At 68.1% G+C, this 18,983-nt stretch carries 18 protein-coding genes and 3 pseudogenes; 11 read left to right on the forward strand and 10 right to left on the reverse strand.

The genetic code is table 11. From position 1 onward, the window contains the following. From BMW99_RS43250 to BMW99_RS35175, 4 genes and pseudogenes are all read right to left on the reverse strand, one after another. Positions 1-136 (reverse strand): annotated as a pseudogene (locus tag BMW99_RS43250) (IS5 family transposase); the annotation flags it as partial. Between the two features lie 91 nt (positions 137-227). Next, a pseudogene (locus BMW99_RS43255) lies at positions 228-514 on the reverse strand (transposase); the annotation flags it as partial. Positions 515-698: 184 nt separating this feature from the next. After that, entirely contained in the window at positions 699-1,358 is a 660-nt protein-coding gene (locus BMW99_RS35170) for a winged helix-turn-helix transcriptional regulator (protein WP_069464464.1), read from the reverse strand. Further along, on the reverse strand, positions 1,358-1,654 hold the full coding sequence (locus BMW99_RS35175; RefSeq protein WP_069464465.1) for a nucleotide exchange factor GrpE: 297 nt from the start codon (positions 1,652-1,654) through the stop codon (positions 1,358-1,360). The genes BMW99_RS35170 and BMW99_RS35175 overlap by 1 nt, the downstream gene beginning before the upstream one ends. Before the next feature lie 291 nt (positions 1,655-1,945). On the opposite strand from BMW99_RS35175, the gene BMW99_RS35180 reads away from it, so the two are divergent. Both BMW99_RS35180 and BMW99_RS35185 read left to right on the forward strand, forming a co-directional pair. Continuing rightward, positions 1,946-2,158, forward strand: a complete 213-nt coding sequence (locus tag BMW99_RS35180) for a hypothetical protein (protein WP_069464466.1) — start codon at positions 1,946-1,948, stop codon at positions 2,156-2,158. A 66-nt stretch (positions 2,159-2,224) separates the two neighbouring features. Beyond that, positions 2,225-2,869, forward strand: a complete 645-nt coding sequence (locus BMW99_RS35185; protein WP_069464473.1) for a hypothetical protein — start codon at positions 2,225-2,227, stop codon at positions 2,867-2,869. A gap of 27 nt (positions 2,870-2,896) precedes the next feature. Here the strand turns inward: BMW99_RS35185 and BMW99_RS35190 are convergent, their stop codons facing one another. Then, positions 2,897-3,664 carry a transposase gene (locus BMW99_RS35190; protein ID WP_079138563.1) on the reverse strand — a complete coding sequence of 256 codons (768 nt, stop codon included), beginning with the start codon at positions 3,662-3,664 and terminating at the stop codon, positions 2,897-2,899. A 42-nt stretch (positions 3,665-3,706) separates the two neighbouring features. Beyond that, positions 3,707-3,832, reverse strand: a pseudogene (locus tag BMW99_RS42445) (IS630 family transposase); the annotation flags it as partial. Between the two features lie 145 nt (positions 3,833-3,977). On the opposite strand from BMW99_RS42445, the gene BMW99_RS35195 reads away from it, so the two are divergent. Further along, positions 3,978-5,183, forward strand: a complete 1,206-nt coding sequence (locus tag BMW99_RS35195; RefSeq protein WP_245791766.1) for an IS256 family transposase — start codon at positions 3,978-3,980, stop codon at positions 5,181-5,183. A 281-nt stretch (positions 5,184-5,464) separates the two neighbouring features. Next, on the forward strand, positions 5,465-6,220 hold the full coding sequence (locus tag BMW99_RS35200; RefSeq protein ID WP_069464476.1) for a DUF5131 family protein: 756 nt from the start codon (positions 5,465-5,467) through the stop codon (positions 6,218-6,220). Here the strand turns inward: BMW99_RS35200 and BMW99_RS35205 are convergent. The 3 genes from BMW99_RS35205 to BMW99_RS39615 form a co-directional block, all read right to left on the reverse strand. Then, positions 6,207-7,295: a three-Cys-motif partner protein TcmP gene (locus tag BMW99_RS35205; protein ID WP_069464467.1), complete on the reverse strand. Its 1,089-nt coding sequence runs from the start codon at positions 7,293-7,295 to the stop codon at positions 6,207-6,209. The genes BMW99_RS35200 and BMW99_RS35205 overlap by 14 nt on opposite strands. Positions 7,296-7,986: 691 nt before the next feature. Continuing rightward, positions 7,987-8,583 (reverse strand): 2'-5' RNA ligase family protein, encoded by a 597-nt coding sequence (locus BMW99_RS35210; protein WP_079138564.1) that lies wholly within the window; start codon positions 8,581-8,583, stop codon positions 7,987-7,989. Between the two features lie 55 nt (positions 8,584-8,638). Beyond that, a complete protein-coding gene (locus BMW99_RS39615; protein WP_069464468.1) occupies positions 8,639-10,084 on the reverse strand; it encodes a helix-turn-helix domain-containing protein in 1,446 nt (481 codons plus the stop codon). A gap of 175 nt (positions 10,085-10,259) precedes the next feature. On the opposite strand from BMW99_RS39615, the gene BMW99_RS35225 reads away from it, so the two are divergent. From BMW99_RS35225 to BMW99_RS41630, 6 genes are all read left to right on the forward strand, one after another. After that, complete coding sequence (locus BMW99_RS35225; protein ID WP_069464469.1) at positions 10,260-11,297, forward strand: aminoglycoside phosphotransferase/kinase family protein; 1,038 nt, start codon at positions 10,260-10,262, stop codon at positions 11,295-11,297. Next, on the forward strand, positions 11,294-12,373 hold the full coding sequence (locus BMW99_RS35230; RefSeq protein ID WP_069464470.1) for a hypothetical protein: 1,080 nt from the start codon (positions 11,294-11,296) through the stop codon (positions 12,371-12,373). Before BMW99_RS35225 ends, BMW99_RS35230 begins: the two co-directional genes overlap by 4 nt. Before the next feature lie 54 nt (positions 12,374-12,427). Continuing rightward, a complete protein-coding gene (locus BMW99_RS35235; protein WP_069464471.1) occupies positions 12,428-13,948 on the forward strand; it encodes an amino acid permease in 1,521 nt (506 codons plus the stop codon). Beyond that, a complete protein-coding gene (locus BMW99_RS35240) occupies positions 13,948-15,306 on the forward strand; it encodes a glutamine synthetase family protein (protein ID WP_069464472.1) in 1,359 nt (452 codons plus the stop codon). Before BMW99_RS35235 ends, BMW99_RS35240 begins: the two co-directional genes overlap by 1 nt. 497 nt (positions 15,307-15,803) lie before the next feature. Beyond that, positions 15,804-16,583 (forward strand): hypothetical protein, encoded by a 780-nt coding sequence (locus BMW99_RS35245; RefSeq protein WP_069467164.1) that lies wholly within the window; start codon positions 15,804-15,806, stop codon positions 16,581-16,583. Between the two features lie 91 nt (positions 16,584-16,674). Beyond that, a complete protein-coding gene (locus BMW99_RS41630; RefSeq protein ID WP_177226139.1) occupies positions 16,675-16,818 on the forward strand; it encodes a hypothetical protein in 144 nt (47 codons plus the stop codon). A 2-nt stretch (positions 16,819-16,820) separates the two neighbouring features. Here BMW99_RS41630 and BMW99_RS35250 read toward each other — a convergent pair whose 3' ends face one another. Then, positions 16,821-18,017: an IS110 family RNA-guided transposase gene (locus tag BMW99_RS35250; protein WP_069467515.1), complete on the reverse strand. Its 1,197-nt coding sequence runs from the start codon at positions 18,015-18,017 to the stop codon at positions 16,821-16,823. Positions 18,018-18,247: 230 nt separating this feature from the next. Here BMW99_RS35250 and BMW99_RS35255 point away from each other — a divergent pair, with 230 nt between their 5' ends. Further along, entirely contained in the window at positions 18,248-18,982 is a 735-nt protein-coding gene (locus BMW99_RS35255; protein WP_069467514.1) for a hypothetical protein, read from the forward strand. Position 18,983 lies beyond the last annotated feature (1 nt).

An 18,983-nucleotide genomic window follows, 5' to 3' on the forward strand; every position in this document is an offset into this window, starting at 1 on the left:
AGAACCGACTCCAGCTGGGGGCTGTCGCCGCGCTGGCCTGCAGTGACGAGAAGGGACAGAGGGCGGCAACGGCCGTCGGCGCTCAGGTGGACCTTGCTGGTGAAGCCACCCCGCGAGCGGCCCAGTCCCTCGCCTCCTGCACCACCTCCACCAGCCGGTCGACGAGGTTCTGCCACGGAGGCTCGGCCTGGTGTTCCGTTGCTTCGTCCCCCCTTGGGGCGGACAGTGCGGATGGCCGCTCCTTACGGGCGCCGGCCGCGTGATGGTGAGCGCGCACACTGGTCGAGTCGACCGAGACGTCCCAGTCGACGTCACCCGCCGCGTCTGCTGCGGCCTGGACCCGCTGCAGCACGTTCTCCCAGGTGCCGTCCGCCGACCACAACCGATGTCGCTCGTACACCGTCTTCCACGGTCCGAACCGCTCCGGCAGGTCACGCCACTGCACCCCGGTCCGTACCCGATGCAGAATCCCGTCGATCACCTGCCGATGGTCCCGCCACCGCCCGCAACGACCGTTGCTCACCGACAGGAACGGCCACATCCGTTCCCACTCGCCATCCGACGGATCACCACGCAAATCCCGCCCCATGCCCGGACCAACGACCGACGGACGAGCCAGTCATATGATCGGCCGGACAGCTCAGCGGCCGCTTGGGGGCCGCGGCGGCGGGCTGCGCGTCGTTGACGTTCAAGCGGGGTCAGGCTGGTGACGGCTGGCCACCCGGGAGGCTGAAGAGCTGAAAGAACAGCCGTGCCTCATCGAGTTCGCCGTGGACGTCCAGACGCTCATCGGCCACCGCGTCATCGACGGTGAGTCGTCCTTGCGCCAGGGCGTAGAACGTCTTTTTGCCGCTGGTCAGCCGCAGTCCGGGCGGAAGCGGTGCCGAGCCGACGCCGACCCGGACACGCTCACCGTCGCCCTGCAGCCACAGAGTCTCGTCCTCGATGGCCAGTTCCGTGAGCGTGGTGAACCTGGCGGCCTCCTTTGAGGAGGTCAGGCGCATCGCCACTACCGACCACTCCACACGGTCGGTGTGGTCGGCCGACGGTTCGCCGAGACCGGCGCCCCACTCGGCCAGGCCCGCGATGACGGGGAACAGGCCCTCGCCGCGTTCGGTCAGCTCATATGCGGCGGCCTGCCCCGGGCCGGGCAGTGTGGTTCGTCGCACCACGTTGCGTTCCTCAAGGTGCTTCAGACGCGAGGCCAGAAGGCTGGTGCCCATGCCCGACAGCACCCCGAGGAGGTCGCTGTAGCGGCGGGGGCCCAGGGCGAGCTCGCGCACGATAAGCAGCGTCCACCTTTCGCCCACGATGTCCAGTGACCGGGCGACGAGACAGGTCTGCTCGTAGGAGCGCATCAGCGCGCCTCCCTTTCGGCCGAAGGCTCCGGCTCGCGGCCGGTGGTTACGTGCGGCTCAGCCGCCGACAGGCAGATATTGCCAAGGACGTCGGGCCCCACCCGCTGCACCACTCCCCTGGTGACGTCGGGAGCAGTCGGACGGCCGTGTCGCCCCAGTTCGAGTTCGGCCATCCGGGAGGCACTGCGGTGGGCCGCGGCGATGTCGACCGAGCCGTCTACGAGGTAGAAACGCTGGACCACGCGCCCGACCTCATGGCTACGGAATCCGACCATCCACTTACTGTCGCCACTCACTGCCTTCTCCTCTCGTCTCATTCTAAAACCTTGAGCATCTACTCTATCTTTTTAAACCATCACTGGCCACGACTTGTTCCCTCGAGGTGGATGGGGTTACCACGATCGTTACCCGGCACCAGGTTCCCGAACTGGACGAGCTGGACAGTTCGGCTGCCCTGCACCGGTGGGCCGACGCCTCCATCGAGTCCACCGAGGCCTGCGGGGCGGCTGCGCGTTCGGGTCCGTCGCCGCCGAGACCATCAAGGCGAGCCGGCCCGTCGCCCTCCGCTGGCCGAGGGCTTCGAGCACTTGGAGGAGCTCTTCCGCCACAGGCGGGGCACGATGCGCGAACGCGGTGACCTGCGTCCCGACGCGGATCCAGTGGCGCCCACCCACCTGCTGGCAGCTGCCTTCCAGGAAGGGATGCTGCTGGAGCAGGCTGCCGACGACACCACACCGCTGGGCGACGCCATGAACGGGGTGCTGGACTACATCGCTTCGTTCGCGACACACAGTTGCTAAGGGCTGTCCCGCAACGTTGAGGCGGGCGGTTGAGTGGCCGAGAGGTTCGCCATTTATCCTCCTGTGGTGCAGCTGCCTCGGGATCCGTCGAACGTCGCGCATGCGCTGACCGCAGCGTTTCCGACCCGACTTGCCAGCGACGTGCGCAGCGTCCTGGCGGTCATGCCGGAGGTCAGGCTCGTGCCGATGATGCCCTTCGAGGTCAGGGTGCAGGGCGAGACCGTCGCCATCCCGTCTCGCATCTACAACGAGGAGCCGGGCGCCGACTTGCAGCGGCCCCTGACCGCAACCCAGCAGGTGATTTTGCACTGCCTGTACTCCCGGCACAGTGATGGCCGGGTCCGCCAGCGGCACCTTGAGCAGATCGTGGCGTCGGGCGAGCCGTGGGTAGTCCCGTTCGTGGTGCAGTTGGCCAGCGAATACGTGCTGGAGATCATCGAGGCGATCGGCCGAGGCCTTCCCGGACTCGCGGTCCCGGGCTCGGACCAGCGCCGTGTCTACGGGGAGTTCATCGCTCGGAATCAGGCCTTCTTCGCGCGCACGGAGCGGCGCGTGGTGAGCTACTGGTCGTGCTACTACAGATGGAAGTACGGAGCATTTGGAGCGTATCCCGGAGGCGTCCTTTTGGAAGCGTTCCGGGCCGCTGTGGTGGAACAGGTGGGCGCGCAGTGGCCGCGGCACACGCCGCGTTCCGCTGGCGGACGCGGGTGAGAAACCTGCAGGATTTCGTCCGAGGCCCTATCCCGCAAGGTTGAGATTGTGCAGGCGGGCAATGCCGCGCATGGCGTGGTGGACGCCGTCGCCTTTGAGCCGGCAGTCGCGGAGGATCTTCCACGTCTTCATTCGGGCGAAGACGTGCTCCACTCGTGCACGGACCTGCTTGTGTGAGCGGTTGTGCTCCCGCTTCCAGCCGGGCATGTCCTCGCCTTTGATGCGGCGGTGCGGCATGATCAATCCGGTCCCTGGGTAGCCGCCGTCAGCTATCACATTCGTCCGGCCGACCGCTGACTTGGCTCCCGATTCCTCCCACGCCTTGCAGTCGTTCCGGTTGCCCGGCAGCGGCCGTCCGACCACGACGACCAGACGAGTGTCGGCGTCGATGACGACCTGGTGGTTGGTGGAGTACCGATAGTTCTTCGACTGCTCGGCCACCGCGTGATCGCGAGTGGGCACTAACGTCCCGTCCACGATCAGAACAGTTCCCCTCGCGAACCGGCGTCGGGGCGGCAAGGCCAGCATGGGGCCGATGTGGTCGATGATCCGGTCGGCCGCCGACTTCGATGTGCCGAACAGCAGGGCCAGTTGGCGCATCGTCAAGTTGGTGCGCCAGTAGGCGACGACCAGGAGAATACGGTCCTCAAGCGACAGGCCCCACGGACGACCCGTCCGTGGTTCGGCTGCGCTCTCGCGCTGCACCGCGGTCACCAACCTGCCGAAGGAGCGCGGGCTCAGCCCGGTGAACGGACGTATCCAAGACGGCTCCGACGCCGTGATCACACCAGCCACATCAAGATCATCTCACCGTGGCCGGTAATTACGGGACACCTCTTAGTCTTCTGAGTCAGGAATTCTGTTCAGATAACCGGCGAGGCGTTCGAGGATCTCGTCCGCGGTCCTGGTCCAGACATAGGGTTTGGGGTCGGTGTTCCAGACGGCGATCCAGTCGCGTATGTCGGGAGTGTAAATCTAACGGCGGATCCGACGATCATGAGAGAGACGTCAAGTGACTGACACCGCCGTGGAGTTGGAGACCGTGGAGCCTGTCGAGAGTGCCCAGTCTGGGCAGCCTGCGCCCGTGTCCGACGAGCAACTGGTTGCGATGCTGGTGGAGCGGGCCCGGTCGGAGGGGCTGCAGCTGACCGGACAGGGTGGACTGCTGCAGCAGCTGACCAAGCGGGTCCTGGAATCTGCCCTGGAAGGCGAGATCACCGATCACCTCGGTTATGAGAAGCATGATCCGGCAGGGAAGAACAACGGCAACAGCCGCAACGGCACCCGCGCCAAGACCGTGCTGACCGACGTCGGGCCGGTGGAAGTGAAGGTGCCTCGCGACACCGCCGGCAGCTTCGAGCCGCAGATCGTCAAGAAGCGACAGCGGCGCCTCACCGGCGTGGATGAGATGGTGCTGTCGTTGTCCGCGAAGGGCCTTACCCACGGGGAGATATCGGCTCATCTCGCCGAGGTCTACGGCGCCGAGGTGTCCAAGCAGACCGTCTCCACCATCACCGACAAGGTGATGGACGGCATGGCCGAGTGGCAGAACCGGCCGCTCGACCGCGTCTATCCGGTCCTGTTCGTGGACGCCATCAACGTCAAGATCAGGGACGGGAAGGTCGCGAACCGTCCCATCTACGTGGTGATGGCGGTGACCGTGGACGGCACCCGCGACATCCTCGGGATCTGGGCCGGCGACGGCGGCGAGGGCGCTAAGTACTGGCTGCACGTGTTCACCGAACTGAAGAATCGCGGCCTGGACGACGTGCTCATGCTGGTCTGCGACGGGCTCAAGGGCCTTCCCGAGGCCGTGGAGACCGTCTGGCCTCGCACAATCGTGCAGACGTGCGTGGTTCACCTGCTGCGGAACTCGTTCCGTTACGCCGCCCGTCAGGACTGGGACAAGGTCGCAGGGGCCCTCAAGCCCGTCTACACCGCGCCCAGCGAGGACGCGGCGACGGAGCGGTTCCTGGAGTTTCAGGAGTCCTGGGGGGCCAAGTATCCGGCGATCGTGAAGCTGTGGTCGGACGCCTGGGCCGAGTTCGTGCCCTTTCTCTCCTTCGACGTCGAGATCCGCAAGGTCATCTGCAGCACGAACGCGATAGAGAGCGTCAACGCACGCATCCGCGGGTCCGTCCGCGCCCGCGGGCACTTCCCCAACGAGGCCGCCGCCCTCAAGTGCATCTACATGGCGCTGATGAGCCTGGACCCGACCGGGAAGGGCCGCAAGCGGTGGACCATGCGCTGGAAGGCACCCCTGAACGCGTTCCAGATCGCCTTCGAGGGCCGCCTGACCCCGAGCAACAACTGACCACTCAACAACCAAGATCAGCCGCTAAATTGACACACCCCCGCCCTGCGGCCGGTCAGGAAAGGACCGGGCGGTTTCCGGGGTGGGAGGCCTGTTCGGTCTTGGATTGTCCGGTGTCGAGTAAGACCGAGGGGTACGCATGTTCTATTCAGGGGGTTCGTCGGCGGCTTCGGATGACCGGTGGTTGGATGGTCGGTGTCCGGGCCTGCGTCAGCTCGTTGGACAGGCGTCAGACCGTTGCTGCCTTGGTGGGGGCCACGGGACACGGAGGGGTGGAGCCGGTGAGTGACCGCAGCGCGATCGAATGGACCGAGGCCACCTGGAATCCCACCACGGGCTGCGATCGGGTCTCGGACGGCTGCGACAACTGCTACGCGATGACGTTGGCGAAGCGGCTGAAGGCGATGGGGCAGGCGAAATACCAGAACGACGGTGATCCTCGAACCTCCGGGCCCGGTTTCGGTCTGACGGTTCATCCAGACGCGTTGAGTATCCCGTACGGGTGGCGCAGTCCCCGCACGGTGTTCGTGAACTCCATGTCCGATCTGTTCCACGCCCGGGTCCCGCTGGACTTCGTCCGACAGGTCTTCCAGGTTATGGCCGACACCCCGCAGCACACCTACCAGGTCCTTACCAAGCGCGCGCGGCGCCTGCGGCAGGTCGCCCACCGGCTGGATTGGCCTGCCAACGTGTGGATGGGCGTGTCGGTGGAGAACGACAAGGAACTCGCCCGGGTCGATGACCTGCGCCAGGTGCCGGCCGCCGTGCGCTTCTTGTCGTGCGAGCCGCTCCTGGGGCCGCTGGACAGCTTGGACGTGACGAACATCGACTGGGTGATTGCGGGCGGGGAGTCCGGGCCGCGGTTTCGAGCGGTGCAGCCGGATTGGGTCACCGGCATCCGCGACGTCTGCGCGGACGCCGGTGTGGCGTTCTTCTTCAAGCAGTGGGGCGGCCGCACGCCCAAGGCCCTGGGGCGGGAACTGGAAGGCCGCACTTGGGATCAGATGCCGGCCCGGGAAGCGGTCATCGCAAACTGACCATGCTGGCCTTGGACAGACGGCCGGCGGGCATGACCAGCAGGCCGTCGCCGTCCAGGGCGACCACGGCCTTCCTGGCGTCCCGCGCACGCCACTGTGAGGTCTCCAGCAGCAGCCATTGCCCGAGCTGTTCCATGCTTGCACCACCTTGGCGGAGCCTCTGCTCGACCAAAGCCAGCAGTTCCGGGTCGGGCAAATCTCCGTCGTCAAAGAGCGATGTCTGTCCGATCGGCACCGCGTTGCGGACACGTGGATCTTTGAAGCTCATCCCGTCGCTCTTGTCGACAGTCCACATGGCCTCCTTCATCACCTCCACGCCCTTCTGGTGGCCGGTGCCGAAGACCAGGTACAGCGGCTGCCCGGTGCGGGGAACGACCTGGAACTGCAGCCGGTACTCGAAGCCGGCGCGGTGCAGCGCTTGCCGGTAGATCTCCAGCCAGGTCCGCCACTTCTCGTCGCTCTCCTGGATGTCAGCGGCGTGCGCCCAGAACTGGCGGCCGCCGAAGACGCTGTCGAGGATGCTGTGGTTAAGGTCCTCCCGGCGGCTGAACCAGTTCGGCCCAAAGGTGGTGATCACCTCGCTGGCCTTGTTGTGGGCCAGACGGTTCATCAACGTCAGGGGCGTGTTGACGCTGCCCCAGCTGTCGAAGACTCCGAGGATAGGCTGGCCCCACGCGTTCAGCTCGGTCAGGATCCGCTCGCTGTCCCGGCCCGCCTCACCCTGGCGGACCTCCACCCGGACCGGCAGTTGGTCTAGGGGGCCGAATCGCTCGTGCAGCTTGCCTTGCAGGTGCTCGTAGCGGGCGCGGTCCTTTTCGATGAAGACCAGATGCACTCGCTGCTTGGACAGGCCCATGCGCCCGACGGCGGTGTGGTTCAGCAGTCGATCGAGGGTGAAAACTGGTGATCCTTCCTCGCCGCCTTCGTAACAGCCCGGGCCGGCGAATGCGTCCAGAAAGGTGACCTTCGGCCAGCCGCCCGGCTGGAGCATGATCGGCCACCACGCGTCGAAGTACCGCTTGTACAGGCGGTGTTTCGCTCCCGTCGCCGGCTCCAGCTTCCACAGAACGCCCACCCCGACCCCCTCGCGTAACGGAACGTTGCGAGAATTGTCCGTTGGGTGACAACGCGAGCGCCAGACCGTGTCCCCCACCAGCGATGCGGTGGGGCATGATGTCCGCGCCCGCGTTGGCAGGCAACCGGCGGACGGACGGCCCGGCCCGGCCGGCGCGCACAGAGGCTGACAGCGGCACGGACGGCAACAGACCTCGGCCAGCGGACAGTTGGGTGCTGCGTACCGGCGGCCGGGTCACGGGGCCGCGGCGGGCCGACCTGCCGGCAGCAGGCGGGCCAGCCGAGCGGGACCGCGGCGAGCCGATCGTCACGGCACGGACGGCCGCGGCGCGCGGCCGGCGGCCCTGACTCCGGGCGGACGGGAGCGGGGGCGCCGGGAGCGCCGGCAGCCGGCGGCGCGGCGGCCGGCCTCACGGTGCAGCGCAGCCACCCGCAGCGCGGCGGCGCGGGTCCGGCCCGCCAGCACTTCGGCCACAGCAGCCAGTGAACCCTTGACCCGAACCGCCCCGGCAGCACCTCTGAGCCAGGGAGCCAGCAGCCAGATTGAGGCCGGTACTCGACGACTCACTCATATCGACCGGATCCAGGAAGTCGTCCGCGCCCTGGGCGTGCCCGAGTGGGCGTCGCCGTTCACGCCGGTCGCGTCCGACCGCTCCTTGTGACCGCGCTGCACCCGCTTCGGCTGCGGAGCCTCAGGGGTTGGGCAGAGGGAGCTCGTGAACGGTCTCCCACCGGTAGGCGCCTGTTTCCCGTCGTTGTAGTACGAGGGCGGCGCGGTCGATGCGGAGGGGGACGGCCGGCAGATTTCCCAGAGGTGCCACGGCAGCCTGGACCGGGCCAGCAGGCTGCTCACGGGGGCAGTAGGCGATGCCGATGTGGGGCCGCAGACTTGTGGTGCGGCCAAGGCCGGTCATCCCTGCGGAGGCTGTTGCGCTGTGCAGGTGGTGGTGGACGCGTAGGACGGGTGTCCAAGGCGCGAGGCTGTAGCGGATAGCCCCCCGGGAGCCGGCCATAGGGATGGCGTGTGCCGTCGCGGCGGACGGCGGGTTGTTCTCGGCGAGGTCAATGAGGCGGTCGAGCTGCTTCGCTGAGACGTCGTGGGCCAGCCCGATGCGGCCCAGCGTGAGGTGCAGGCTAGCTGTATCGACAGCGTCGAATTCCATTGGGCTCAGGACGCGTTGGCACTGCTCGGCCTGTTCCGCTAGCAGAGGCTGGTTGGCGAACGGGATCAGCCAGTAGTAGGCGCGGGTCTGGTCTGTCCACCCGGGGCGGTCCCAGTGATTGGTCATGGAGTCGATGGCGCAGAAGGCTGCCCAATCGTGGGCGGCTACTGACTTGGGGCTGTCAGGGTTCGGGGGTGGATTGACGGGGAACGAGGTCGGGTCGGCTGCTGGGTCGATCCGCACGGGCTGGCGCCTTTCCCGTAGTCGTCGTTGCGATCATCGTGGCAGGCGCTCCCAGGCTGGTGACGGCCGGGGTGGCCGACCAACTCCGCAAGGTCTCCGCGTAGGCCACGACCGCGGGAGAGGCCGGCCAGTTCGCGTGAGCGCGGTGGGCCAGTTCCTTGGCCCGCGTGACGACGGACAGGATCGGCGGTGAGGCTGGCTGCTGGATGGCTGCTGCCCCGAGCGCCATGGCCTGTTCCACATCGGGAGTGTCCAGGTGTGCGGTCGCCGCGTCGAGGGTTACGAGTGCGCGGCTCCACGGGTCGGGGGCCGCTGGGTCGGCGGTGAGCTGGGCGGCGAGCAGCAGGACTCGTGGGGTCTCGCCGAGGGCGAGATGGACCGTGGCGGCGTTGGCGCGGGTGCGGGTAAGCCCGTACGGCTCTAAGGAGATGCATGGGGTCAGCGCGTTGGGAACGTCGTGCCGGTCCGAGAGGGTCTCTGCCCGGGCGAGCGCTCGGTGGGCTGCGTGTCGGTCGCCGAGGCGTGCCAGCGCTCTTCCCTGTCCGTTGGCCAGGAGTCGGATGGCCTGCGGGCTATGGGGGTCGAGTTCGAGTCCGGTGGTGGCAGCTTGCAGGGAGTCCTTGTAGTTGCCGGCGTAGTAGTGGCGCAGGGAGCGGGTGCCGTGGATCCACATGATCAGGTCCAGGTCTCCGGCCTCGGTGGCCAGTGCCATTGCTTCGACGCTGTAGGCGTCGGACAGCAGTGGTCGGTCGGCGTTGACGGCCATGTAGGACAAGAGGGCGGCGATCTGGCCGGCGAGTCGGAACAGGCCGGTCCGCAGGACGGGTGGTTGGCGTCCTTCAAGTAGGCGCTGGAGTTGGCGGCGCAGGCGGAGCAGATCGGGGGCTAGGACGGCGGGCCCGTGTGTGTCGTAGTGGGCGATGACGTCATGCACGGCTGTGGAGAACGCCGTCAGCGCGCTGGGGTCGGTGTTGGTGGCCAGGGTGTCGGTCAGCCGTAACGCCACATCGGCCGGTGACTCCCACACGGCTTGCGCCGGTGCCGGTGTGGGGGTCAGCGGCGAGATGTGGTCGGGGACCTGGAGGGCGCGAAGGACCTCGCGGACGCGGTCGATGTGGGTGAGGCGGCGGGCGCCGTTCTCCAGCTGGCTGATCGTGCCCTGGCTGAGGCCGGTCAGCTCCGCGAGGGCCCCCTGGCTGATGCCGCTGACTTCCCTCAGATGCCGGAAGAGGGACCCGAAGTCCCATTCGGCGAGGGCCGCGGCAAGCCTTGGGTTCGTCCAAAGGGCCGCTGGAAGCGGGTTCGCTCGCGTGCAGGCAGCGCAGCGCGGCTGGTCGCTGTAGCGGCTCAGGTGCGCACTGCAGTCCGGGCACCGGTCGTCCACGGGTTCCCTCCGCGATGTCTGATCAATGTCTGCGCAGGTCACGGGCCTATTCAAAACTCAATGGGCCGATATTACCCGGCGAATTGGTTTCTCAACGGGCATACCCGAAGCTCATCCCCCTAGACGAGGGGCGCACCAGGTGCCCCTCGACTCCCAGTGAGGCAAGGGGGACGCGGTGAACTGGCTCGGGGACGCCGCTGACGGGTTGATGTGCAGAGCGCTCCTGACGTCATACGGCATCGAGGTGGAGGCCACGCAACGCCTGACGTCCGATGCCGACCGCCCCGGTGAGGTCGCCTGTTGGGCCGTCGGGTCCGTCGACGAGCGCGATTTCGAAGTACGCCTCCACCACGGCGTCCGTGAGGTTATCCGTGCCCAGACTGCGACGGATGTCAGTGAGCACTGCCGCGCGCACGAACTACCGGCACCCGTGGTGATTGCTGATGTGCGCGGGTGCCTGGTCTCCCCGACCGTGGACGGCGGCGGCTACGTGGTGCCCGTGCCGGGTGTGCCGGTGAGCACCACTTTGAGCGTGGGGCGCGCCCGTTCAGCCGGGGCGTTACTCGGACGCCTGCACCATGTCCTCAGCGGTTACCCGCTGCCCAGCCCCCATCCTCAGGACGATCAGTCGGTCATTCTCGCGGCGCCGGTGGACGAGGTTCTGGTGGCCGTGGAGACCGGCCGGCAGCGTGCCAGCGTCAGGTCGGCGGCTGAGGAGCAGATGCAGTTGGCGGAGCTGAGCGCACAGCGTGCCGAGGACATCCACCACCATCTGGCTCAGGCGCGCGGTGCTGTGCCGGAATTGACGCTTCACACCGTGCATGGCGACTTCGGGCAAGGCCGTCTGTGGTTCGTCGGTGAGGCGATAACCGGGCTGACCGGATTCCGGGCGCCGGCCGGCTATCCCGCGTTGGAGTTGGCACGTCTGGCGTTCGACCCGGTGACGGTAGCCAGCCGTGACGACTGGATCGACGTCGCCTTCGCGGTGATCGGCGCGTATCGGGCCCGACACCCCTACCTTCCGGCTGCGGAGATCCAGGGGTGCGCCGACATCGCTCTTCTCGCGCTGTTGACGCAGACGCCGCGACATCCCGAGGGAGCGCTGCAGGCATGGCAGGCAACAGGCCAGGCGGTCATCCGTGTGGCTGAGCGCCTGGAGGAACTGCGCACTGCCCTGGCCAGGATTGCTGCTGGCGCTGGGAGGATCAGGTGACCCGGCGAAGGCCCGTCTCCGATCCGGGCCCGGAGTTCGTGCCGGCGAACCATCCGGCCGGACTGGACACCGCCCTGCAATGGGCGGTGGACGCGATCCAGGTGGGCCGCTGGGTTGCGATGCGTGACCTGCTTGCCGGGACAGGCTCCCGGTGGGCACTGCGCACGTCGCGTTCTCAGGTCCTGGCAGCGGCAGCGGCGGGCAGCCACGTGGTGCGGCACTGGCTGGACGAGGAACCCGAGAGTACTGACGCCCAGATGATGCAGGCACGGGTCAGTGCCGAACTTGTCCTGCGCGCGCACCGTCAAGGCCGCAGCGCGCTGGAGGACTTGGCGGCACAGGCGCGGGCCGCGGCCATGATCGCCCACCGCGCCTATCCCGAAGACCCGGTACCGGTGATCTGTCTTCTGGCCCTGGCGTCAGCCGATCCCGAGCAGCGCATCGAAGCGCACCGCATGCCGCCGCCCGCCAACGAGTTCCTGCCCACCGGTCCCTGGCGGCTGCTGCGCGCTGTCGCCGAACGCGATCCCTTCAACCGTGAAGCCCACCACCGCATGATGCAGGTCCTGCTGACCTCTACAAGCGGAGGCCAGGGGGCAGCCCTGTCCTTCTCTCAATGGGCCTGGTCCCGTATCCCCGCCCGTTCCACCTCAGCTCTCCTGGTCCTGCCGCTGCACGCGCACGCTGAGCACTACCGCGCCAAACGCCAGAACGCCCACGCCGACGCCGGCGTCGGGCACATGCACTGGCGCATGGACTTCGTGCGGTCCTGCACGTCGCGGGCGCTGCGCTGGTGGTTCGAGTACTCCGAACTGGTGGAGCTGTCCGCGGTAGACCTCAACCACCTGGCCCACGCGCTGTGGGCCGACCGGCAGTTTGAGCAGGCTGCACGGGTCTTTCAGACCATCGGCCCGCACGCCACGGCCGCGCCGTGGATCCACGTAGCCAACACAGCCGGCGATCGCTACTCCGGCACCCAGGAGTTCGCCAAGGCCCGCAGCCAGTGCCTGCGGATCGCGGCCGACCGAGATACTCCGCGCGCCGGCCCGCAGCGATACCCGCCCCGCCACCCGTGACACCTGCAAGCCCACTCCCCTGCCCGAATCCTCCGACAACAAAGGCCAACACCGATGCCACACGCCGACTACACCCCGCACCTCGACGACGACGCGTTCCTTCAAGGGCTCGGCTACAAGCCCCAGCTGAGCCGGCGAATGAGCCGGTTCGGGAACTTCGCCATCAGCTTTTCCGTCATCTCCATCCTGTCCGGGTGCATGACGCTCTACGGGTTCGGCATGAACACCGGCGGCCCCAGCGTGATGCTGTGGGGCTGGGTCACCGTCGGAGCGATGGTGATGGCGGCGGGCGCCGCGCTCGCCGAGGTCACCTCGGCGTACCCCACCAGCGGGGCCCTGTTCGACATGGCCAACCGGCTCGGCGGCCCGCGATGGGGCTACACCACCGGCTGGCTGAACCTCCTGGGCCTGCTCGGAGCGATCGCCGGCATCGACTACGGGGCCGCCAGCTTCGCCAGCGCCTTCGCCAGCCTGCAATGGGACTTCACTCCCAGCCCCGGAAAAACCATGACGATCTTCGCAGGCATCCTGGTCCTGCACGGCCTGTTGAACCTGTTCGGCGTGCGCCTGGTGTCCGTTTTGAACTCGATATCGGTGTGGTGGCATCTGATCGGGGTCGCGGTGATCGCCTTCGCCCTGGCGGTCGTGCCCTCCGAGCACCAGTCCACCCACTTCGTGTTCACCGCCTTCGTCAACAACACCGGGTGGGGATCGCACTGGTACGTCGTGGGGATCGGCCTGCTGCTGGCCCAGTACACCTTCTGCGGCTACGACGCCTCCGCCCATCTTTCGGAGGAGACCACCCAGGCCCAGCTCAGCGCACCGCGGGGCATCATGCACGCCATCGGCTGGTCGTGGGCGGCCGGCCTCGTCCTGCTCGCGGCCCTCACCTACGCGATCCAGGACTACCCCGGCACCCTGGCCACCGCCACCGGCGTGCCGCCCGCACAGATCTTCCTCGACGCCCTCGGCGTGACCGGCGCGAAGATCATGCTGCTGATCGTCATCGCAGCCCAGCTCTTTTGCGGCAACGCGGAAGTCGCGGCGTGCAGCAGGATGGTGTTCGCGTTCTCCCGCAACGGGGCCCTGCCAGGATCGCGGCTGTGGGTGCGGGTCAGCGCCCGCACCGGAACGCCCACCAACGCGGTGTGCCTGTCCGTGGTCGTCGGGGGCCTGCTAGCGCTACCCGCACTGTGGAGCACCGTCGCCTACGGCGCCGTCACCGCAATCAACATCATCGGAATCACGCCCGCATACGCCGTGCCGATCTACCTGCGGCTGCGCGCGGGCCGGCAATTCACCCCCGGGCCGTGGAACCTCGGACGCTTCAGCACGCCCATCGGCTGGATCGCCGTGGTCTGGGTGGCCGCGGTGACCGTGCTGTTCTGCCTGCCGCAGAGCAAGCCCGCCAGCGGAGGCCTGCTGTCGGTGCAGACCTTCAACTATGCGCCCGTCGCGCTGGCAGCCGCCCTCGCGCTGGCAGCCGTGTGCTGGTTCGCCTTCGCCCGCCGCACCTTCCAGACGCCCGTGGTCGCCACCGGCCGCACACCCGACTTCGCCGACGAGGTCGTGTGATGAGCGGCCGGATCTGGGCGCACCCCGGCGGCCTGGTCAGCGTCGACGAGCTGCGCAAGCTGATCACCGACGACCGCGTGCGGACCATCACCCTGGCAGTCCCCGACCTGCACGGCCGGCTGATGGGCAAGCGCCACCAAGCACCTCTTGCCGACCAACTGCTCGCCGAGGGGTCGGAGGCGTGCGCATATCTGCTGGCGACCGACGTGGAAATGCGGCCCCTGCCCGGCTACGAACTGGCCTCCTGGGGCACCGGCTACGGCGACCTGCGCCTGCGCCCGGACCTGGCGACACTCCGTGTGCTGCCGTGGGACCACGGCGGCGCTCTGGTGATCGCCGACGCACACCAGCCCGACGGACAGGCGATCAGCGTGGCCCCCCGCGAGGTCCTGCGCGAGCAGATGCGCCAGCTCGCCGCCCTGGGCCTGACGGCCCGCTGCGGGCTGGAGACCGAGTTCGTCGCCTACACCGGCACCGGCAAGCAGGCCCTTCGCCCGCTCGTGCCGCTGGCTTCCGACAACCTCGACTACGCCCTGACTCCCCCGCTGGAGATGTCGCAGTACTTGACCGAGATCGAGGACGCGCTCTGCGACGCCGGCCTGCCACTGGAAGCGGCCAAGACCGAAGCAGCCCCCGGCCAGATGGAGATCACCTTCCGGTACGGGCCGGTCATGGAAGCCGCCGACAACCACACGATCTTCAAGCTGGCGGTGAAGACGATCAGCCAGACCCTGGAGGCCACACCGACGTTCATGGCCGCTCCCGAGACCGGCGTGGGCAGCGGCCTGCACATCCACCTGTCGCTGTGGCGCGGCGACGAGCCCGCGTTCCCGGCCGAAGGCGGCGGCCTGTCGCAAACCGGCGCCCACGCCGTCGCCGGGTTGGTCGAAGTCCTCCCCCAGGTCATGCCGCTGCTGCTGCCAAACCCCAACTCCTACAAACGCCTACGGACCAGCTCCTTCGCACCCACCCGCGCCTCTTGGGGATGGGACAACCGCACGGCTGCGATCCGCGTCACCGGCCACGGCCGCGGCGTCCACCTGGAGATACGCATCCCGGGCGCCGACGCCAACCCCTACCTCGCCCTCGCAGCCTGCCTGGCCGCCTGCCGCCACGGCATCGAACAGGAACTCCTGCCCCCTGCAGCCATCACAGGCAACGCCTACGACTGCGACGCACCATTGCTGCCCCGCGACCTGCCGACGGCACTCGCCCGCTTCGAGTACAGCCGCCTCGCCCCGCTCCTGCTGGGCGCGACCGAGGTCGAGCACTACACCACCGCCGCCCGGATCGAATGCGACCACGCTTCCCGCCAGGTCACCGACATCGAGCGCAACCGGGGGTTCACCCATGCCTAACTCCGTGGGCTGCCCCATCCCGTCCCGGCGAGCACCCCCCGCACACCTCCAACACAACGCCTGCGCCCAGCACCGGAAGGAAAATCGACGTGTCCCGCCTGACCACAGCCCGTGTAGCGACGTTCCTCGCCGCACTCGCGGTGATCTACGTGCCCGTCATGACCCGCCGATGAAGCCCAACAGCCCCGCCATGGTCGGCAGACAGCGCGCCACACATACGGATCACCGCGGAAGGCATCCCCCGCCTGGCGACGTGCGTCGTGGCCCTCGTCGTGATCGCCCTGTCTGCCATCACCAACCAGTGAACCCCCAGTCCGCATGACCGCAGCACGTTGGCGCACAGCGCGCCCCGGTCAAGCGAGGCCAGCAGGACTCACCCACCACCCCTGAGCCGGCCCCCACTGCCCCTGCGGTGGGAGCCCGGTCCGCCGCCCGCCCTGCGCCCCCGTCAGGACAGGCGGCGGACCGCCCAACCCGCTCAACCGAGGACAGAGAGCATGAGCCCCACGCCAGACCCACTCCTGAGCAACACTCTCCTGACCGACTCCTACGCCGACGGCCTCCACGCCGCGCGAGAGCGCCTGCACACCCTGATGGGAGTCGCAGGCATCCAGCTGCACCTGGGCTATCCCGATGAGACCCCCCGCGCGGACCTCCTGCCTCTGGGTACAGCCGATGAGCGGACGGTGGCAGAGCTCGCCGCCCACATCTGCCCGGCGGTGGATGGCGCCGAGCGGACGGCCGGCATCCTCCACGCGATCGAGCTGCTCCAGTCGGCCGCCAGCCAGGCCGGCCTCGCGCTGCAGGTGGGAGAGCCGCAGGTCCATCAAGGCGGGTCCGGGCGCGTGCAACTGGGCCTGATCGACCACGCAACGGTCACCGCTCTCGCCGCTCTCATCGAGCACAGTTGCACCAGCCTGGTCGAGGCTGCCGGCGCCCTGGACAGCGCGCTGAGCGCCATCGACGTCACGGCCTCGGCGATCGCGCGGGGCGGCGCCGTGCACGTGAATGAGATCACCGTGCCGGAAGGCGTGGTCCTGCTCAGGCACCTGGCGCCGGAGAACGCCATCGGCGACATCGACCCCGACGGCCAGGCCGCGGGCGAGGACCTCGCCGATCGGCTCGACAAGGCCGTCAAAGCGATGACCGGTGGGATTTTCGACGCCGCGTACTCCCCGTACTGCCGCAAATGTTCCGAGAGCCCGAGCTTGCTGTTCGAAGGCCGGCTCAAGCCTTCGCAGGCCCCTGGCCTCCCATCTCGAGCCCAGTCCACCTGAGTAGCAGCGCACTAGGAGCGGCTGCGGCAGCCCGCGCCGCCTTCCAACCCCCTTCGCATTCCGCCCTGAGCCGACCTTGAGGAATTCGCCCATGGCCACCGATGCCGCCGACGCCGTCTTCGTGCAGGACACCTTCCGCTGCAGAGCCATCCCCGGCGTTCACTCGCCCCGCGTCCGGTTACTAGCCCAACTGCCGATTGCGGCCGCGGTGCAGACGGTGGCTTCCCAATGCTGATGTCAAGCCGCGAAGGTAACCGGGGACTCAACTTGGTAGCACCGTCGGTCACGGATGAGGGCCCATATGACGTTGACGCGTCGACGTGCGAGAGCGAGCACGGCCTGGGTGTGCCGCTTCCCTTCGGCTCTCTTCCGGTCGTAGAAGCGCCGCGAGTTCGGGTCGAACTGGATGCTGATGAGCGCGGACGTGTAGAAGACTCGTTGAAGTCGTCGGTGGTATCGCTGCGGGCGGTGGAGATTTCCGCTGCTCTTGCCGGAATCTCGGGGCGCGGGGGCGAGGCCGGCGAAGGCCGCGAGTCGGTCCGCGGTGGGAAATCCTTCGAGATCGCCGCCGATGCCGACGAGAAGTTCGGCGCCGAGCACGGATCCGATGCCGGGCATGCTCTCGATTACTTCGGCGAGTTCGTGTTCGTGAAACCGGCCCTCGATGAGCTTGTCGGTTTCGTTGCCCTTCTCGTTGAGGACCATCACCTCCTTCGCGAGGGTGTGGACCATCTTGGCGATCGCCTTCTCGCCGGCGACGGCGGTGTGCTGGCGCCCGGCGGCCTCGACGGCTGTCTCGGCCAGCTTCTGGGCGCCCTTGACTTTGCGGTGGTTCAGCCAGGTGGTCAGCCGTTTGGTGCCGACGCGCCGGAGAGCGGCCGGGGTCTGGTAGCCGGTCAGGAGCACGAGCGGCCCGGCGTTGGTGACGTCCAGGGCGCGTTCGAGTGCGGGGAACATGCTGGTCAGCGTGGAGCGGAGGCGGTTGACCGTCCGGGTGCGGTCGGCGACCAAGTCGCTGCGGTAGCTGGTCAGCAGCTTCAGTTCGATCACTGCCTCGTCGCCGAGACGGACAGGCAGCAGGTCCCTGCGCATGCGTGCCTGGTCCGCGATCACCCGGGCATCACGGGCGTCGGTCTTGCCTTCGCCGCGGTAGCCGTCAGTGGCCCTGTTGACGACGCGTCCAGGGATGTAGAGAAGTTCCTGGCTGTGGTTGACCAGCAGCGCGATCAGCAGGCCGGGCTCACCGCCGGTCATGTCCACGGCCCAGGTGGTCCGCTTTCCATCGGCGAGAGCCAGGACATCACCCAGCAGCTGGAGGAGCTCCATCTCGTCGTTAGCCACGCGCCGCGACAGCAGTCGGTCGCCTTCGGAATCCACCACCACGCAATGGTGGTGGGTCTTGCCGCAGTCGATCCCCGCCCATATCCGGCTCATCGTGCTCCAGTCGTTCGCTCCTGCAGTTCACACCACGGACGACCTCGCCGGCATTGCTCTACACAGCGACTTTCTCGCACTTCCCAATCGGCGGCCGAGTCGTCGTGGGGAGCCAGGCGGCCAAGCCACCTAAGCCACGGACGGCAGCGGCATGAAAGCCACACCCGGCTCCCCTGGGTGCCACAACCCTACGAATGGCTGGGGCGATCCCAGAAGGAAGGTAGAGCGGCATGAGCCGGGCGGTGCCCTGGATCACGCTGCGCGATGGCGAGGAGGCCGTGCCCGAGTCGATGCTCGCCATCGACTACGACCGGGGACGGCGTCCGATCGGCATCCGCTATCGCCACGAGCTTGTCCGGGATCGCGATGGCCGGGGCGTACTGTGGGTGCGCGTCTCGCAGCAGCTGACAGCGACGAGCAAGCGGCTGGTGGGCAAACCGGAGTTCGCCTCGATGCACCCCGCCCGTCAGCGCGCGACGATGGACGCGCTGCGCTGCCAGGTCTGCCACGGCCAGCCGTCGCGCACCGAGCGTGGATATCTCTTCCTGGAGATGGCCGCGCATCGCGAGGTCGAGGGCATCGTCACGGCGCAGCCGCCAGTGTGCCTGGAGCACGCCGTGGCAGGCATCGAGGAGTGCCGCCGCCTGATCGAAGAGGGCTACGTGCTGCTGCGGTCCAAAGTCCCGCGGCTGTACGGCGTGGTGGGCACGGTCTACAGCATCGTGGGCAACCAGATTGAGGCCCTCCCGCCGCTGCTCCATGAGGACGGATCGGACTGCCCCATCCCCTACACCCGGCGTGACCTGCTGCCGTACGTCTTGGCCTCGCAGCTCGTTCGCCGCCTCACCGGCGTCACGGTCGTGGACATCGGCGAAGAGTTGGAGGCAGCCGGTCGGGACCGGCGTGCTGCGCGGCGGAACGCTCGCACCGGCTGCCCGGCCCACGTCTCCGGGCACGCACCGTAGC

The organism is Actinacidiphila rubida, from assembly GCF_900110255.1.
In the GTDB taxonomy this organism is placed as follows: Bacteria; Actinomycetota; Actinomycetes; order Streptomycetales; family Streptomycetaceae; genus Actinacidiphila; species Actinacidiphila rubida.